The sequence below is a fragment of the Lysobacterales bacterium genome, from assembly GCA_019634735.1.
Classification (GTDB): domain Bacteria; phylum Pseudomonadota; class Gammaproteobacteria; order Xanthomonadales; family UBA2363; genus Pseudofulvimonas.
The window spans coordinates 113,687-131,787 of the sequence record JAHCAT010000006.1 but is presented as its reverse complement, the minus strand read 5'-3'; the positions used below and the strand labels follow the sequence as shown (position 1 = coordinate 131,787).

The window sequence follows — 18,101 nt, the reverse complement described above, 5'->3', positions numbered from 1 at the left end:
AATTCATGATCCCCTCCCGCACTTCCTGCCGCGTCGCCGCGGCGTTCGCCCTGCTTGCGATGCTGGCCGGCTGCGCGACCACGCCCACCCAGGCGCCGGTGCAGCCGCCCGCGCGTGACTGGAACCAGCCGAGCCGGGCGCTTTCCTACGTGGGTGGCGAAGACCGCGTCGCCGCGGCCGACCCCGCGAACGACGCCGGCATCACTCTGGAGGAGGGCAGCGGGGACGACGACGACGCCATCCGCGAGGAGATCATCCAGATCGGCAGCCGCGACCTGGTCAACGTGCAGGCGGCGTCGCGGCCGTTGCCGGTGCCGCCGACCGACGGCGAGGTCAACTTCAATTTCCAGGACCAGCCGATCCAGGCCGTGGTCCAGGCGATCATCGGCGAGGTCTACGGCGAGAACTACCTGATCGCCCCGGGCGTCGGCGGCACCGTCACCTACGTCACCCAGAAGCCGATCCGCGCCGAGCAGGCGATGGCCGTGCTGGAGTACCTGCTGGCGCTCAACAACGCCAGCATCGTGTTCAAGGAAGGCCGCTACGAGATCCTGCCGGTGACCGGCGCGGTGCCCGGCAACCTCAGCCCGCGCATGGGCCCGATCCCGGCCGGACGCGGCTACCAGGTGCAGATCGTGCCGTTGACCTACATCTCGCCCAGCGAGATGCAGCGCCTGCTGGCGCCGTTCGCCCGGCCCAACGCGGTGATCAGCGCCGACAACTCGCGCGGCATCCTGGTGCTGGCCGGCACCCGCGAGGAACTGCAGGCCTATCTGCGCACCATCGAGATCTTCGACGTCGACTGGCTGAAGGGCATGTCGATCGCCTTCTACCCGCTGGAGAACGCTGAAGTTGCCGAGGTCATGCCGGAGCTGGAGAAGCTGTTCATGGACCCGAACGGCTCGCCCCTGGCCGGCATGTTCCGGTTCCTGCCGGTCGAGCGCCTGGGCGGCCTGTTCGTGATCACCCAAAATCCCGACTATCTCGACGAGGCGCGCCGCTGGCTGCGCCGCCTCGACCGCAACAACGCCTCGGTGGCCGGCACCCAGCTGTTCGTCTACGACGTCCGCAACATCAAGGCGGTCGACCTGGCCGACTACCTGGGCGCGATCTTCTCCGGTGGCGGCACGCCGGCCGGGCCCAGCCAGCGCCGGGCGCCGCGCGCCAATGTCGCGCCCGGGCTGGAGGCGACCGAGATCGGCAGCGGCGGCACCGTGCCCGCCCCCGCCCAGACCCGGCGCCGCCAGCAGGCGGGCGGCGAGGGCGGCATCGCGGTCAGTGGAAGCGACGAGATCAGCTTCACCGCGGTCGAGGAGAACAACCAGTTGCTGGTGCGCGCCACCAGCAGCCAGTACCAGGCGGTCCTGGCCGCGATCCGCAAGCTCGACATCGAGCCGCTGCAGGTACATGTCGAGATGCAGATCATCGAAGTCAGCCTGACTGGCGACCTGCAGTACGGCGTTCAATGGTTCCTGGAGGGGCTGTTGGGCGGGAACACCAACCTGCAACCTGGCAACAAGCAACAATGGGCGATCGGCTCTGGCGGCGCCAACTATGACGGTGAGCCTTTCTTTTACAGGTTCCTAAACAACGAGCTCAACGTCGCCATCCGAGCGCTGCAGTCGAGAAGCGAGGTACGGATTCTTTCCGCGCCCTCTCTGACGGTATTGAACAATCAGGAGGCAACCATCAACGTTGGCGACCAGATTCCAGTCGTCTCGCAGTTCCTCAATCCCGGAAGTGTTGGAGGGGTGGGTGCCTTCAACACCAATACGGTGCAGTTCAGGGACACTGGCGTGATTCTTTCGGTCAAGCCCCGCGTGAATCCCGGAGGGCTGGTTTACCTGGAGCTGTCGCAGGAGGTGAGCAAGCCTGGCGAAATCGAGGAGCTCACCCGGAATCGAGCGATCAATCGTCGCACGGTGGAAACGCAGGTCGCCGTCCAGGGCGGAGAGTCCGTGCTTATCGGTGGCTTGATTGACGAAGAGAATACCGGTGGGCGCCGCGGTGTCCCTGGCCTCTCGAACATCCCAGTGGTAGGCAAGCTGTTCGGCAGCACTTCGAGGCGCGAGGTGCGACGGGAGCTGATCGTGCTGATACGTCCTACGGTCCTGCGCGACGTGCGGGATGCTCGAGGCATCACGGAGGAGTATCAGCGCAACTTCCGCCAGTTGAAGCCTCTTGATCTGCGCACTGGGCAGCCATTGGGCGTGGGAACTCCCGCTCCGGAAGACAGTCAGGTCGAACCCCTGCCGGAACACTAACTATCCGCGCCCACATCCGGGCGCGGCACCCCGGTCCATTGCCCCCTTTCCCGGAGACCCACCATGACGGCCCGTTTCCCAATCCTGCCGCTGCTCACTCTGGCCATGATGGTCTGGGCCCTGCTGGCCGGCTGCGCAAGCAACCCGGCCGGCCGCGCCCCGGCCGACCCGCTGGTCGCGCTGGAGCAGCGCGCCACCGCCCGTTGGCAGCACCTGATCGCCGACCAGTTCGCAGAGGCCTACGCGTTCTTCAGCCCGGGCTACCGTTCGACCCGCTCACTGGAGGGCTATGCCTCCGGCGCCCGCTCCGCCGCGCTGCGCTGGGACGGGATCGAATGGCAGGAGGCGCGCTGCGCCAACGAGGACAGCTGCACCGCGATCCTGCTGCTCACCTATTCGGTGCGCATGCCGGGTGCCGGCGACGTTCCCGGCGTCCGCCAGGTGGAGGAGCAGTGGGTCCGACTGGACGGCACCTGGTACCACGTTCCCGAGCGCTGATCCGCGCTCTCCGCGGCGCCGATCACGGCCTGTCGCGTAGCCGGCTTGCTCGGCGAGGAGTGGGGCCGGACGCTGACCGTTCCGCACGCGTCGGGCCGGGTGCCCGGCGCTCCGCCCCCTCCCGGCTTGCCCTGGCAGAGTGGGCAGGGCAGGGGCACGGCGGCCACGAAGTTGCGGTTCCGGCGGTGCTGCATGCGTTGGCGCAGGCCAACTCGGGCCGTAGGCCGGCTCTGCACCGAATCTCCGTGGTCGGCCCGATCGATCGTCGGTCCCGGCCGATCCGGCCCCGCTGCCCCCGGGGCCCAGGGTCCAGCCGAAACCCCTCCGGGGTCGGACACGGCGCAGGAGCCACGCGCCCACCCCCACGGCAAGACCCGATTAGCGTCGTGTCTCAGCCCAGGATCGGGGACCAAGGACCAGGACTCGGTGTTCGGTGAGCGGCTCGCGCTGTGCTCCCCTCTCCCTGTGGGAGGGGGCCGGGGGAGAGGGTCGGGGCTGGCCATGATCTGCATCGTTGCCGGCCCAGCGGCGTGCGCTGGCCGGGGTGGCCCTCTCCCCCGCCCCTCCCCCGCAGGCGGGGGAGGGGAGAAGTGCGGTGTCGTCGCACTCACGTAAAGCCGCCTGGCAACGGGCTGAGACACGACGCTAGTCAGGACGGCAGGTTGCCGGCCAACTGCGCGTCCTGGGCCAGGGTGGCCCGGGCCCCGCGACTGCCCGCCGCAGGTCCTGCGTCCGGCGGCCAGGCGGCGTCGCCGCCGGTCCCGGGCCGCTTCGAGGGCGTCGGATCGCCGCCTGCCGGCCCCTCGAGGAGGGGCCGGAACCGCCGAAAAGCCGCCCCGGTGGGGCTATTGCGCTGCCCGAACCCTTTGTCCTATAGTTGCGGCGCTGTTGCCTTCACCGCCCGTTGAACCGGGGCGTATGCCTGCGGCACACGGCGGTGGGGGGTCGAGCACAAAAAGCCCTGTGGTCCATTAGGAGTGTCTGTAATGAGAAAGAATGCTTTGACGAGCGCCGTCGTCGCCGGTTTCGCCGGCCTGGCGGGCGTCGGCAGCATCGCCGATGCCGTTAACCTGAACCCGGATGGCCTGGGTCAGGTCCTGATCTACCCGTACTACACCTCCCAGGGTGGCAACGACACCCTGATCTCGGTGGTCAACACCGCCGCCGTCGCCAAGGCCGTCAAGGTCCGCTTCCTGGAAGGCCGGAACAGCCGCGAAGTCCTCGACTTCAACCTGTACCTGTCGCCGTTCGACGTGTGGACCGCGGGCATCTTCCAGATCCCGCAGGGCGCCACCGGCTTCCCGGCCGCCGGCATGTTCACCCGCGATCGTTCGTGCACCGCGCCGAACATCGTCACCAACCCGGACCTGCCGGAGATCGGCGGCACCCGCTACGTGCCGTTCGTGAACTTCGCCTACTCCGGCGTCGCTGCCGACCATCCGGCCGCCGCCGCTGGCGTGCTGAGCTCGCTCGAGCGTACCCGTGAGGGCTACATCGAGATGATCGAGATGGCCGACATCATCGGCACCCAGGCCGCTTGGGTCACCCACAACGCCTCGGGCAACCCGGCCAACTGCGCCGCGGTCAGCAACCAGTGGCTGACGGGCACCTGGCCGGATGCCGGCCACCGCGCCCCGACCGGTCAGGGCCAGCTGTTCGGCAACGCCATGGTCGTCAATCCGTCGCGTGGCACCATCGCCGGCTATGCCGCCGACGCCATCGAGGGCTTCAACTACTCCATCCTGCACTTCGCGCCGGGTGATGCCGAGCCGTCGCTGGCCGACGTCAACAACCCGGGTGGCGATTTCAGCCAGGCCACCGCCAACGTGTTCGAGTTCGGCCAGCTGATCCAGGCCACCTACTCGGCCGCCGCGCCCGGCAACTTCGGTCGCGTCGACGCGCTGTCGGCCCTGTACGCCTCCCCGCGTGTGGTCAACGAGTACTACCTGGACGGCAACGCCTCGGTCCAGGGCAACTCGGAGTGGGTGATCAACTTCCCGACCAAGCGCTTCTACGTCGACCGTTCGCCGTTCATCCAGGATCAGTTCGGCACCGTCAACCCGGCGTTCAACCCGGCGGCCCCGGTCGCTCCGTTCGCCAACGCGTTCGGCGCCAACGGTTCCTGCCAGGGCATCCGCGTCCGTCTGTACGACCGCGAGGAGCGTACGCCGGCCGGTGGTGGCCTGGGCTTCTCGCCGCCGCGTCCGGGCACCCCGCAGAACGCTCTGTGCTGGGAGGCCCAGGTGGTCACCTTCGGCCAGGGCGCTCGCCTGACCGCCAATGAGCCCTCCAACATCCTGGGTTCGACCTACTACACCAACATCACGCCTCCGACCGGTTTCGACGCCGGCTGGACGTCGATCGAGTTCGGTCAGCAGGCGGGTGGCGGCTTCACCGTTCCGGCCATGCGTCCGTCGACCACCCAGCAGGTGTTCCGCGGTCTGCCGGTCACCGGCTTCTTCGTGGCCAACTACGACAACGGCGTGAACGCCAGCGGCGTGCTGGCCAACTACACCTCGCTGTTCCGTCACCGTACGGAGCGCGACTGTGTGGTCGGCTCGGTGGCCTGCTCCTAAGCAGCGCCTGCAACAAGGGTTGAATGGTGCTGCCCATGCGGACACCAGACAACCTTGAGTGATCCGGTCGGCCCTGTCGCAAGCCAGGGCCGACCTTTTTTGTGATGCCGGCCGTCCGACGTCGCGCGACGGTCGCCTTCCCGTCCAACCGGAAGCCCTTTATGAAGTCCCTGCTTGGCAAGATTCTCGCCGCCACCGTCCTGACGGCTGCGGCCTCCCCCCTGCTGGCCACCGTGCCGGTGTCCTGCGCCCCCGGCCTGCCGCCGGTGCAGAGCGAAGGTATCCGCATCAATGCCGGCACCATCGAACTGCTGGACGATGCCTGTCGCCCGGCCACCGGCGGTACCCTGCCGCCTGCGCTGCAGTTCAGCAATACGGCCGCAACGCCGAACATCATCAATGCCGGCGAAACCACCACCTACAGCGCCAGCGTCAGCAACTTCATCGCGATGCCGGAGCCGAACGTCACCTACGACACCTGCTCGCTGGACGTCGTGCGTCCGAACGGCAACGTCAGCGCCACGGTGCCGGTGCCAGCGCTGAGCGCCAGTCTGGCGCTGCCGGTCACCATTCCCGCCGGCTCGCCGGCCGGCAATTGGCAGCTCAACATGCGCTGCCGCCGTTTCGTGTCCGGGCAGGAAATCGTCCTCCCGGCGGTCGCCAGCGTCGCCGTGCAGGTGAACTCCAACGTCGCCCCGGGCGGCTGCGAGAGCCTGCCGGCACCGTTCGTGGCGGGTACGGTGGGTACGTACGAGTCGCACTACCAGGTGCCGTTCGGCACCAACCACTCCTGGATGTGGGATTTCACGGGCAACAACTACAACCTGAACAATGAGCTGATCGGCGTTCGCGTGCGAGCCTACTCGTTCGTCGCGCCCCAGGCCGGCCTACAGGCCAAGCTCAGCCTGCCCTCGTCGGTAGCCGGCGTCACCGCAAGCATCAGCAGTCAGTGCGGCAACTTCGACGTGCCGTCTTCGTGCATCGCCGGCGCTTCCGGTGCACTGCAGTGGTCGACAGCCAGTGCGCCGCCCACCTTCCGCTGCGCCTTGGTGCCCGGCCAGACCTATTACGTCAATTTCGCCTGGATGGACCTGGCAACCTGGATCAACAGCGGTACCGTGAACTCGACCTGCGTCTGTCCGGGACCGACCTGCCAGACCTCGGGCAACGTGCAGAGCAGTTCCTGCCAGTTCGGCAACAACGCCACCCCGTGACCACGGCAGCCACTCCTGATGCCGCAACACGTACGCCGGTGCCGACCCTCTGGGTCGATGCCTGGCTACGGCAATGGCGTGGAGTGTGCCCTGACGACCAGGCAGGAGAACCATGAACAAGCAATCGATTCAATGGCTGGCGCCTCTGGCGTTGGCCCTCGTCGTTGGCGCCACAGGCGCCAGCCAGGCCCAGACCGCAGGTCTGCGTCTCTCCGTGGATGCCCTGAACGACGTCCTGTTGACCGACATCGCCTCCGGTGATGCCGTCCGCTTCACCCGTCCCCAGCCCCAAGCAGGCTCGACGCTGGTGGTCCGTTCCGTGGAGCCCGTGCTGTGCGCCTCCAGCGGCGTGGTGCCCGGCACGCTCCAGGGTTTTGCTCTCGATCCAAACGGCTACCTTCCATCGTTCGTGATAGGCGCCCGCGGAGATGAGCCGGAACTGCAGCTCGCCACGTATCCGGACGGTGCCCTGTTCCGCACTGCCGATCGGGTGACTTTCGGCGACATGATCTATCCCGTGCCGCCCAACTACGTCGTGGTTGGCAACCTGGAATCCAATTGCGTGGTTGGACTGACACAGCCCACGGCGCCATCGGTTCCGGCCTGCACGGTACAGGCGGACAGCTACACTGCGGACCGTATCGCCAACCTCAGCTTCGAGACGGGCGGTCAGCTCCAACTGCAGACACGGATCATCGACCGGACCCCATCCGGCATCTACTACGAGCACGTACTTACCGCGAGCGGTGGACGGGTGGCCGGGGTGCAGCTGCGAGAGATGTTTCCCTACAGGGACAACCTGCCCGGCCAGTCGCGTTTCAAGCAGTCCATGCTGATCGATTCAGCCTGGGTGTGCCGGGCCTCCGAAGGTGCGCAGTGCTCGAGTTCGGCGGTAACGGATGCTGGCAGGGGCTACGCCCAGCTCGACAGCGCCTCCCTGGATGCCGGCGCCTGCTTGCGGGTGGTGGCCATCCGCCCCACAGACAGCACCGGCCAGATCGACAACGATTTCTCCGGAAGCCTGCATGGCGCGGTGTTCTACCCGGGTCACAACGCGAACGGCGGTTACCAGCTGGGGACCGACCGCAGCCGTGTGAACTTCGATTGAGCCTTTCGGTCCCATGACTGAACCCACCCCGGCCGCTGGCCGGGGTGTTTACTTGGGCCCTCGCAAAACGGAAAGAACATGACCGCACCGATTTCCCTCCGACTCGCCTTTCTGCCCCTCATGGTCGCAGTCCTGCTGCCCCGCGTTGCCCAGGCCGAGCAGCCCGATGCCGTGCTGGTCAGCCGGGGGGAGCACGTCCTGACCCTGGGCGACATGGATGCCCGGATGTCGCGCTTTCCGGCCCACGAGAGGGCGCAGTTCGCGCACAACCCGGAGAACATCGGGCGTCTGATGGATCGCCTGCTGATCGACAGCCAACTCGCCGAACAGGCGCGCGAGCTCGGTATCGATCAGCGCCCCGAGGTGCGGCGGGACCTCGAGCTTGCCGTGCGCGAGGTGCTTGCCATCCATCGGATGAACCGGTTGTTCGAGCCGGACCAGATGCCCGACTTCCGGTTGCTGGCGCGAGAGCGCTACCTGGCCGACCCGGCCAGCCAGGTCCAGCCCGAACGCCTGGTGGTCGAGCATGTGCTGGTCAAGACGGAGACCCGTGACGAGGCGCAGGCACAGGCCCTGGCAGAGCGAATCCGGGACCAGGCGCGTCGCGATCCCGCCGCCTTCGCGACCCTGGTGCGCGAGCACTCCGAGGACCCGTCGAGCGCCGACAACAATGGCCGCTTCGTCATCGAGGATACGGCCCAGTTCGTGCCCGAGTTCGTCGCGGCGGCCCAGACACTTGCGAATGCCGATCAAATCAGCGAGCCGGTTCGGACCCAATTCGGCTACCACGTCCTGCGGTTGGTCGAGCGGGTTCCGGCCCGGGCCCTCGCCTTCGAGGAGGTCGAGGCGGCTCTGATCCGCGGCGCGGAGCTCAACTACCTGGAGACGGCACGCACGGACTTCCTGGCCGAGCTGCGCGGTCGCCACCCTGAAACCGGCGACGAGGCGCTGCTGCGTTCCCTGCCTGCCCGTTACGGTGGCCGTCCGGAACAGCCCGGCGGCGCGAACTGACCCTTCGCAGCGCCGATGGGTGCGTCCTGACAGGCCGCACCCGCACGCCCCTCCACCGCCATACCCATGCCCGGCCCAGCGCAGACATCGGCATTGCCGCCCGGATCGGCCATCCGCCATCTGAACCTGCTTCGTGAGCTGGTCCGTCGCGACCTGCGCCAGCGCTACCTGGGCACCTTTTCGGGTGCCGCCTGGGCGCTGCTGCAACCGCTGATGCTGCTGGCGATTTACGGCTACGTGTTCGGCACCATCTTCCGGGCCCGCCTGCCCGAGGCCGAGTTCGGCGAACTGGGCTTCGTCACCTTCCTGGCGATCGGGCTGTGGCCCTGGACCGCCTTCGCCGAGTCGCTGGCACGGGCCAGCACCGCGATCCCCGACAATGCCGGCCTGCTGGGCAAGGTCGCCTTGCCGCGCTCTTTGCTGGTCCTGGTCCCGGTGGCGTCGGGCTTCCTGCTGCACCTGGCCGGATTCGCGATGGTGGTGATGGTGCTGCTCGGCCTGGGCTGGCTGGAGCCGCGCTGGTCGATGCTCTGGCTGCCGCCCCTGTTCCTGCTGCTGTCCCTGTTCACGCTGGGCCTGGCCTGGCTGTTCGCGGCGCTGAGCGTGTTCGTGCGCGACTTCAGCCACATGCTGGGCCAGGCGCTGGTCCTGCTGTTCTTCCTGACACCGGTGTTGTATCCGCGCAGCCTGGTGCCGCCGGCCCTGCAGCCGGTCGCCGACGGCAACCCGATGGCACTGTTCGTCGCGCTGTTCCGCCAGGCTGCGCTCGGCGTCGGCGAGATCGGCCTCGTCCATGCCGCGATTGCGGTGCTGGCGACGGCCGCCAGCCTGCTCCTGGGTCTGGTCGTGTTCCGCAGGCTGGCACCGCACTTCGAGGATTTCCTGTGACCGCCCTGCTGGTCGAGGCGCGTGGCATCAGCAAGCGCTACCCGCTGGTCAGCCAGCGCGACGCCCGGCTGCGCGCGCTCGCAAGCCTGCTGTTGCGGCGACCCGGCGGCCCGGTGCACGAAGTGCTCAAGCCGATGGATCTGCAGATCCACCGCGGCGAATCGACCGGCATCATCGGCGCCAACGGCGCCGGCAAGTCGACCCTGCTCAAGCTGCTCACCGGCGTGCTGACCCCTTCGACAGGCAGCGTCCGGGTCGATGGCAGCATCGGCGCCCTCCTCGAGCTGGGCGCCGGCTTCCATCCCGAGTACAGCGGTCGCGACAACCTGCGCATGGCCGCCGCCCTGGCCGGCCTCTCGCCGGACGCCATCCGCGAACTCCTACCGGGCATCGTCGAGTTCGCGGACATCGGCGACTACGTCGACGAGCCGGTCAAGCACTACTCCAGTGGCATGGTGGTTCGCCTGGGCTTCGCGATCGTCGCCGCACTGAAGCCCGACCTGCTGATCACCGACGAGGTACTGGCGGTCGGCGACGAGTCCTTCCAGAAGAAGTGCATCGCCTGGATGGAGCGCTACCTGGGCGATGGCGGAACCCTGCTGCTGGTTTCGCACGGCATGTACCACGTCCAGAAGCTGTGCAGCCGCGCGCTGTGGCTGCACCAGGGCAGGGTGGAGGCCGCCGGAGATGCGTTCACGGTGACCCAGGCCTACCTGGCCTGGCATGAGCGCCAGGGCCGCAAGGGCGCCCAGGTCGCCCTTGCCGATGGCGCGCTCGCCGAGTACCGGATCACCGCCTGGCGCATCGACGGCGAGGCCGACGTCGAACATCTGCTGATCGACGGCGAGCAGCGCGAAGTCGGCGTCGAAGTCGAGCTGGCCAGCGTGGACGACCGTCCGCCGGTGCTGCTGGTCGGGGTCGCCCAGGCGGCCGGCCTGCCGGTCTACGGCATCAGTTCCGAAATGGCAGGTGCCGCAGCCGAGCGACTCGGTCCGGGCCGCTACCGGCATTCGCTGGTGCTGGACCTGAAGGCTTTGCTGCCGGGCGAGTACCTGCTGCGCCTGCACCCCATGGACCCCGAAGGCCTGCGTCTGTTCGGCACCCGGGAGATCCAGGTCCTGGTTCGCGGCGCGACCCGCGAGATGGGCACGGTGCGGCTGCCGCACCGCTGGTCGTCGTGAGCGCTGTGCAGGAAGCGGCGCGCCCCCCCGAGGTGGTGGTGCCGATCCACAACGCTGCGGATCTGCTCGAGGACTGTTTGGATGCCTTGGCACGCACATTGCCGGACGGGGCAACCGTGCAGCTCGTCGACGATGCCAGCACCGAGGCCGGCGTGGCCGGACTGCTGGCGGCACATCCGCTGGTGCGTCGACTGGGGGTGCAGGTGCTGCGGCAGGACCGCAATCTCGGCTTCGTCGCCACCGTGAACGCCGCCGTGGCGCGGGCGCCCGGCGACGTCATCCTGCTCAATTCCGATACCAGGGTGACCCCGGGGTGGTTGGAGCGGCTGCTCGCATGTGCCGACAGCGACCCGACCATCGCCTCGGTCACGCCCTGGTCCAACAACGCGGAGATCTGCTCCCTGCCGGACTGGTGTCGGAACAACCAGGTGCCTGCCGACCCCGATGCCGTGGCACTGGCACTGGCCGGCGCCGGACGGCCCGAGTACCCGTCGCTGCCCACCGCGGTCGGATTCTGCATGTTCCTGCGCCGCGCCGCCTGGGATCAGGTCGGCGACTTCGATGTCGCCACCTTTGGCCGCGGCTACGGCGAGGAGAACGACTGGTGCCTGCGCGCCACTGCGTTCGGCTGGCGCCACGCGCTGTGCGACGACGCCTACGTCGTGCATGTCGGCGGCGCCTCCTTCGCCGCCACCGGACACCGGCCGGGCGGCGGACAGCTGCAGCGCCTGTGCGCCCGCTATCCGCACTACAATGCCCTGATCGCGGACTTCATCCGGTCCGATCCCTACGCCGCCCGCCGAAAGGCCCTCCTGGCCGATCCCGCGCTGGCGGCCGCACTGCGTCCATGACCGACACCGACAACCCCGGCATCCTCGACTTCACAGGTGAGCGCTTCACGCCCGAATGCGTGCGCGAGATGTGGTACGAGCACTGGCACCGCTACGCGCTGGCGCAGCCGCTGGCCGCCGGCCGCCGGGTGCTCGATGCGGCCTGCGGCGAAGGCTACGGCAGCGCGTTCCTGGCAGAAGGCGCCACCGAGGTGACCGGCGTCGACGTCGATGCGCAGACCATCGAGCATGCGCGCCGCCGCTATGGCGACAGGGCAGGCCTGCAATTCCGGCAGGGCAGTGTGGCGGAGCTGCCGCTCGCCGATGCCAGCGTCGATCTGGTGGTCTCGTTCGAGACTATCGAACACCTCGACGAACAGGCGCGGATGGTCTCGGAATTCGCACGCGTGCTCGCGCCGGGCGGCTGCCTGCTGATTTCCTCGCCGGACCGCCACGCCTACAACGCACAGGGCGACGGCACGCCCAACCCCTTCCACGTGCGCGAGCTGGACCGCGACGAATTCACCGGCCTGTTGCGGCCGCACTTTCCGGCGATACGCCTGTACGGTCAGCGCCTGGCCTTCCAATCGACCGTGTGGGCGGTGGAACCGAAGACTGAGGACCGTTGCGAGCAGCTCCGCATGGACGCCGCCGATGGCGTCCTGCGGCGGGGAGGCGACCCGTCGCCGGTTTACTGGCTGGCAATGTGCGCGCGCAGCGAAGCCGACCTGCCATCACTGCCATCGGTATCGGTGTTCGCCGATGCCGCGCACTCCATCTACGCGCACTACAACCAGGAGATCCGGCGGGTCATCCAGGCCGACCGGCGCATCATCGAACTCGAGCGTGAGCTGGCCGTGCTGCGGGCCCGGCCTGCATCCGCCCGCGAGCCCGGACAGGCCTGACATGGAATTCGACCCCACCCCCGCCGCACCCAACGCCACCCAGCCGGCTGCGCAGGTACCGCAAGGGCCCTTGCTCGCGGCGGTGGACGGCCGCGCCGCTTCCCTGTCGAACAGCGAGTGCATATTCCAGGCGCGCGACGGTGGCGAACTGCACGTCATGACCCACCAGGTTCTGCAGGCGCTCGACCAGTGCCGGGAGTTCCGGACCCTGGACGAACATGTCGCCCGTGTGACCTCGGTGCTGCCCGGGCTGGGCGGCCAGGCCGATGCCGTCCGCCACGTGCTGGCGGGACTTGCCGAGCGCGGCGTGTTGCGCACCGACAGCCAGTTCCTGGCAGCCCTGACGCAGACCAGCGAGGCTGCACCGGTCGCGCTGGCGGCAATCGCCATCCGGGCCTGCGACCGGCCGGCGCAACTCGCCCGCCTGCTCGCCAGCCTTGCCGAGCACGGCCGTCGCCACGGGCGTACGGACGCGGTATGGATCATCGACGACTCGCGCGACCAGGCGGCCCGCGATCGCCATCTCTCGCTCGCCCGCGAGCATGCCCAGGGCGCAGGCGTCCCGGTCCGGCATATCGGGCCGGAACAGGCCGCCGCCGTGGCCGAGCGCCTGGCACGGGAGCTGCCACAGGCCCGCGAGGTCCTGCGTGCCCTGCTGCTGCGCGATCGCACGAGTGATGCGTTCGGCGGCGGTCGTGGCTACAACCTGGCGCTGCTGCTGTCGGCGGGCTCGCGACTGTCCATGCTGGACGACGACTACGTCCTGCCGTTCCACCAGGCCAGTGTCGCCCGCCCCGGCCTGGAGCCCACCCCGGCGACGTCCTTCGAGGCCCGCTTCCAGGACGGACTGGACGCGTCGCTGGCGACCGGCCCGGCGCTTGCCGAGGACGGCTTCGCCCTGCAGCAGGACCTGGTCGGTTCCACCCTGGGCAATGCCATCGCCCGGCATCCGGCGCTGCTCGGGCTCGATCGCCAGCGCCTTCGTGGCCAGACCCTGGCCCGCCTGGCGCACCTGGGCGGCAAGGCCCGGGTGCTGGCCACCTTCACCGGTACGCGCGGTGCGTCCTTCACCGGCGACAGCCTGTGGCTGTACCGTCTGGCCGGACCCTCGCGCGAGGCGTTCTGGGCCAGTCGCGAGGGCTACCTGGCCAACATCCACGCCGAGGCCCTGGAGTTCGCGCCGGCGCGGGCGATCGCCCGGCCACATGGTCTGTTCACGCCCTTCATGCTCGACAACAGCGCCCTGCTGCCCTGCACCTCGGTGCTCGGTCGCGGCGAGGACGGGTTGTTCGGCGTCGCCGCCAGCTACCTGTATCCCGATGCCCTGACCCTGCACCTGCCGATCACCATCGGGCACGTCCAGGAGGGCCGCCGCGACCGCCACGCGCGGGCCATGGCGCCGCTGACCCCTGGCATCAACCGGTTCCTGCGCGAGTGGATCGTCAACCAGGCGCAGCCGGCACGCAGCGCCGATCCAGGCGAACGCCTGGCCCTGCTCGCCGCCCAGCTCGAGGACCTGGCCGGCGCGCCGCTGGCTGTCCGCATCGAGATGCTCGAGGAATACCTGCGCTACGTCCGTGCCGACCTGATCGAGCACCTGCAGCAGCAGATCCTCGACAACCCCAAGGCGCCGGTGTACTGGCTGGCCGACGTCCGGCAGATCGTCGAGGCCAACGGCCGGGCACTGCTTGCCGGCGAGCCGCCCCGGCTCGACGAGTGGCCGGCCGGGCTGACCGCGGAAGAATGCGGCGAGCGCCTGGCGGCGGCCTGCCGCGATCTGGCGGCAAGCTGGCGCCTCTGGCCGGCAGTGTGGCGCCGCGCCGCGGACCTGGGCGGCCGCCTGCTCGCGGACTGAGCGACCTTGGCCACGTCGTCCGCCAAGTGCGCGGCGCCGGCCGTCTCCAAACCTGTCGCCGGCCTCACCTCGGTGGTGGTGGTGAGCCACCGCTCGGCGACGACCCTGGGGCGCTGCCTGGATGCAGCGCTGTCGCAGTCGGCGGCGGTCGAGGTGATCGTGGTCGACAATGGTTCGGATGACGGCACGGTGGAGCTGGTACAGGCGCGGCTGGCGCGTGAGCCCTGCCTGCACCTGCTCGCCAATGAAGCCAATCGCGGGTTCGCCGCGGCCTGCAACCAGGGCGCGGCCCAGGCGCGGGGCGACGCCTTGCTGCTGCTCAATCCCGATGCCTTCCTGGGCGCCGATGCGGTCGCGCGGCTGCGCCGCCACCTCGATGCCGATCCCGCCCTCGGCCTGCTGGGCTGCGCGGTTCTGGACGAGTCCGGTCGTCCGCACGGCCCGCAGCGTCGTCGCGAACCGACACCCGCGCGTAGCCTCGCCAGCCTGCTGCGCCTGGACCGCTGGGCAGGTCGGGAGGGCATCGAGGCGACGACCGACGCGAAGGCGGCCGGCCATCCGGAGCCGGTCGACGCGGTCAACGGCTCGGTGATGCTGGTCGACCTCGGCCTGTACCTCCGGCTGGGCGGCATGGACGAACGATTCCTCCTGCATGCCGAAGACCTCGACCTGTGCCGTCGCGTGCGCGAGGCGGGCAGGGCGGTCGCGCGCGCTGGCGACGTCGCCGTGGTGCACCTGGGCGGCGTCTCCGGCCGGCGCCGGCCGCTATGGGTGGAGTGGCAGAAGACCCGTTCGCTCTGGCGCTACTACCGCAAGCACTACCCCGCCGCTGGCGCGGCCCAGTGCATCTCGGTCGCCGCCGGCCTGTCGGTTCGTCTGCTCGCCCGCCTACCGTTCCTACTACTGCGGCGCCGCCACTAGATTTCGGTGAGGCTGGCGATATGCATGTTGATGGCATCTCGGGCGAATTAGTTTTGTGACGCTTTTCGCGGTATACAAAACACTAAAGCCGTACTGTTCATGTGCAGATGATGGGGGTGCTTCTCCAGGACATCTGTCACAACGCAAAGGGAGTTAGGCGCATGAGAGCCTGTAAGGTGGGAAGGTGGGTATTTGGTCTTGTCTCGACGCTCGGTGCTGTCGGTGGAGTTGCATCAGAGGATAGTTTCGCATCGACAGAGTTGTTTAGGCCAATTTCCGGGGGCAGCGTGTCATCCGACGCGCTCGATGTGCGAACTAGGCCGGAGCTTGCGCTCATACCTGCAGAATGGGAGATCTTGGCTGATCCGCTAACAGGGTTTGAGCACAGCCTTGATTCGATGGCCGATGCAACAAATGCTCCAAAAGCGACCACTCCGCTTACTTGTACGACTCCCGGAAACGCATTGCCGCCTAACGGATGGACTATAACTTACACGGCCAACTCATCCGTATGCACGCCTCCATTCACTCCCACCTACCATCAGGTTTGTTGGCCCATCGGCTATTGTTACAACCAGTATAGATTCACCTCATATTATGACATTCCTGTGGGCGGAACTCTAAGGTATTGCTCCGCAGTAGGTGTGCCGACTGGTTGGGTCGTTATCCAGACTGGGCTTCCCCCATCGTGCGGAACGTCCGGTCCAGACTTTGTAATGCAGCATGTCTCTTGTATTTCCGGACGCGACACGAACTGTTACCCGCAAAGCGCTTCAATCAATGCGTGGCCGCAGACTGTCACTGTGCCCTATGGTTCCACTTTTGGGGAAGTCACGGTTGGTTGGAATACCACTAATGCCAACAATGCTTGCGTTTGGGTGCAAAATTCTGGTGGGCCAGTCGGGCTGTGGTCATGCATGGGTGGCGGGGCGCATTCTCAAGTATGGCCTTATGTTCCTGCAGGGGGCACTTCAACCTTTTGGGTTAGTGGGGGTGGCAATACATCAGCATCCCCAAATCTCGCCCAAGTGGTGGTCACAGGAGTTGCTGGAACGGCGCCTACGATCTCCGCATCCCCAACAGTGGTGAACGTTCCGGCAGGCCAATCCCACGGTAGCACCGCGATCAGCTACAGCATCCAAGGCTCTGGATATAATGGCATTTGCATTTGGATCTCTCAGAATGCCGGGCCACCATCACTCTGGGCGTGCGAAGGAGCCCAGAGTGGAACATTGGTATGGCCGTATGTGCCCAAGGGGGGGTCGACGGAATTTGGTCTAAGTAGAAGCTCGACATCCTATGTGCATCTAACCAATACCGTGGTCGTCTTTGGCCAGTGACTTAGGAAAGATTGGGCCCGGTTCAGATTTCTTTCTTGATCGGGCCCTTCTTCTGGGTCGAGCATCTAGGAAAAGGCCGGTCGGATTAAAGACGGAGAGGCTGTCAGAAATTTTGTGTGAGAGGCATACCATGAGGCTGCCAATGAGCATGTATGCCCCGCAAGAAGAAGACGCCGGTGGTCACGCCGGCCCTTGATTTGCCAAAGGAGTTTCTGGAGAAGCTGATCCCGGGCCCGATGGACGCCGCGGGGGTCGAGGCTGTGTTTCAGCAGCTCAAGAAGGCCGTGATCGAGCGGGCGCTGGGAGCCGAGCTGGGCCTTCACCTGGCCAACGCCGAGGGCGGGAGCGGCAACCACCGCAATGGTCGCAGCTGCAAGACGGTGCTGACCGAAGAGGGCCCGTTGCGCATCGATGTGCCACGGGACCGGACCGGGACTTTCGAGCCGCAGCTGATCCCCAAGCATGAGCGGCGTTTTGCCGGGTTCGACGAGCGCATCGTCTCGATGTACGCCCGCGGCATGACAGTGCGGGAGATCCAGGGCCATCTGGCCGAGATGTACAGCGTCGAGGTGTCGCCGGAGTTCATCAGCAAGGTCACCGACGAGGTGATGGCCGAAGTGACCGCATGGCAGGCGCGGCCGCTGGAAGCGATGTATCCGGTGGTGTTCTTCGACGCGCTGCGGGTGAAGATCCGCGGGGACGGTGTGGTGCGCAACAAGGCTGTGTACCTGGCGCTGGGCGGTCTGGCCGACGGCACCCGCGACATCCTTGGACTTTGGATCGAGAACACCGAGGGTGCGAAGTTCTGGATGCGGGTGTTCAACGACCTCTAGACCCGAGGGGTGGGTGACATCCTGATCGGCGTGGCCGACGGCCTCAAGGGCTTCCCCGAGGCGCTGGAGGCGGTATTCCCGGCGAGCACGCTGCAGACCTGCATCGTGCACCTGATCCGCAACAGCCTGGAGTACGCGAGCTGGAAGGACCGCAAGGCGCTGGCCGCGGCGATCAAGCCGATCTACACCGCGCCGACAGCCGAGGTCGCTGAGGCCGCGCTGGACGCGTTCGAGGCCGGCGACTGGGGTCAGCGCTTCCCGACGGTGGTCGCCGCCTGGCGCCGCGCCTGGACGCGCGTAGTGCCGTTTTTCGCCTTCCCGCCGGACGTGCGGCGTGTGATCTACACGACAAACGCGATCGAGAGCGTGCATGAGCGCCTGCGCAAGATCATCAAGACCCGCGGCCACTTCCCAAGCGACGAGGCCGCCACCAAGCTGATCTGGCTGGCCTTGCGCAACATCACCGCCGACTGGAGCCGCGCAAGCCGCGACTGGAGGGCGGCAATGAACCAGTTCGCGATAATCTACGACGACCGATTCACGCTGGCCCGTTGACGGAAGCACCGAGACTACACCGCCTCACACACGAAAAATCGGACACGCCCGCGGCCAGCGACCACCGAACGCCGAAAGGCAAAAGCCGAAAGGCAAAAGCCGAACAGCGGGAGCCGAACATC

The 18,101-nt window shown here is 67.5% G+C and carries 12 protein-coding genes and 1 pseudogene; all 13 read left to right on the top strand.

Going from position 1 to position 18,101, the window contains the following annotated elements:
- The first annotated feature begins 5 nt into the window (after window positions 1–5).
- The 13 genes and pseudogenes from gspD to KF823_07525 all read left to right on the top strand — a co-directional run bounded on the left by gspD (window position 6) and on the right by KF823_07525 (window position 17,979).
- Window positions 6–2,264 (top strand): type II secretion system secretin GspD, encoded by a 2,259-nt coding sequence (gene gspD / locus KF823_07585; GenBank protein MBX3725764.1) that lies wholly within the window; start codon window positions 6–8, stop codon window positions 2,262–2,264.
- Between the two features lie 63 nt (window positions 2,265–2,327).
- Window positions 2,328–2,762, top strand: coding sequence for a hypothetical protein (locus KF823_07580; GenBank protein MBX3725763.1), 435 nt, complete (start codon window positions 2,328–2,330; stop codon window positions 2,760–2,762).
- 986 nt (window positions 2,763–3,748) lie between these two features.
- Entirely contained in the window at window positions 3,749–5,338 is a 1,590-nt protein-coding gene (locus KF823_07575; GenBank protein ID MBX3725762.1) for a hypothetical protein, read from the top strand.
- Window positions 5,339–5,499: 161 nt separating this feature from the next.
- The gene (locus tag KF823_07570; protein ID MBX3725761.1) at window positions 5,500–6,552 is read left to right on the top strand and encodes a hypothetical protein; all 1,053 of its coding nucleotides are present in this window, start codon (window positions 5,500–5,502) and stop codon (window positions 6,550–6,552) included.
- 112 nt (window positions 6,553–6,664) lie between these two features.
- Entirely contained in the window at window positions 6,665–7,660 is a 996-nt protein-coding gene (locus tag KF823_07565; protein MBX3725760.1) for a hypothetical protein, read from the top strand.
- Window positions 7,661–7,738: 78 nt separating this feature from the next.
- Window positions 7,739–8,671, top strand: a complete 933-nt coding sequence (locus tag KF823_07560; protein ID MBX3725759.1) for a peptidylprolyl isomerase — start codon at window positions 7,739–7,741, stop codon at window positions 8,669–8,671.
- Between the two features lie 66 nt (window positions 8,672–8,737).
- Window positions 8,738–9,559, top strand: coding sequence for an ABC transporter permease (locus KF823_07555; GenBank protein MBX3725758.1), 822 nt, complete (start codon window positions 8,738–8,740; stop codon window positions 9,557–9,559).
- Window positions 9,556–10,740 carry an ABC transporter ATP-binding protein gene (locus KF823_07550; GenBank protein ID MBX3725757.1) on the top strand — a complete coding sequence of 395 codons (1,185 nt, stop codon included), beginning with the start codon at window positions 9,556–9,558 and terminating at the stop codon, window positions 10,738–10,740. Before KF823_07555 ends, KF823_07550 begins: the two co-directional genes overlap by 4 nt.
- Entirely contained in the window at window positions 10,737–11,591 is an 855-nt protein-coding gene (locus tag KF823_07545) for a glycosyltransferase (GenBank protein MBX3725756.1), read from the top strand. Before KF823_07550 ends, KF823_07545 begins: the two co-directional genes overlap by 4 nt.
- Window positions 11,588–12,475 (top strand): class I SAM-dependent methyltransferase, encoded by an 888-nt coding sequence (locus tag KF823_07540; GenBank protein ID MBX3725755.1) that lies wholly within the window; start codon window positions 11,588–11,590, stop codon window positions 12,473–12,475. The genes KF823_07545 and KF823_07540 overlap by 4 nt, the downstream gene beginning before the upstream one ends.
- A 1-nt stretch (window position 12,476) precedes the next feature.
- A complete protein-coding gene (locus KF823_07535) occupies window positions 12,477–14,330 on the top strand; it encodes a hypothetical protein (protein ID MBX3725754.1) in 1,854 nt (617 codons plus the stop codon).
- Between the two features lie 6 nt (window positions 14,331–14,336).
- Window positions 14,337–15,251: a glycosyltransferase family 2 protein gene (locus tag KF823_07530; protein MBX3725753.1), complete on the top strand. Its 915-nt coding sequence runs from the start codon at window positions 14,337–14,339 to the stop codon at window positions 15,249–15,251.
- Between the two features lie 1,492 nt (window positions 15,252–16,743).
- Window positions 16,744–17,979: pseudogene (locus KF823_07525) on the top strand (IS256 family transposase).
- The last annotated feature ends 122 nt before the right edge of the window (window positions 17,980–18,101 follow it).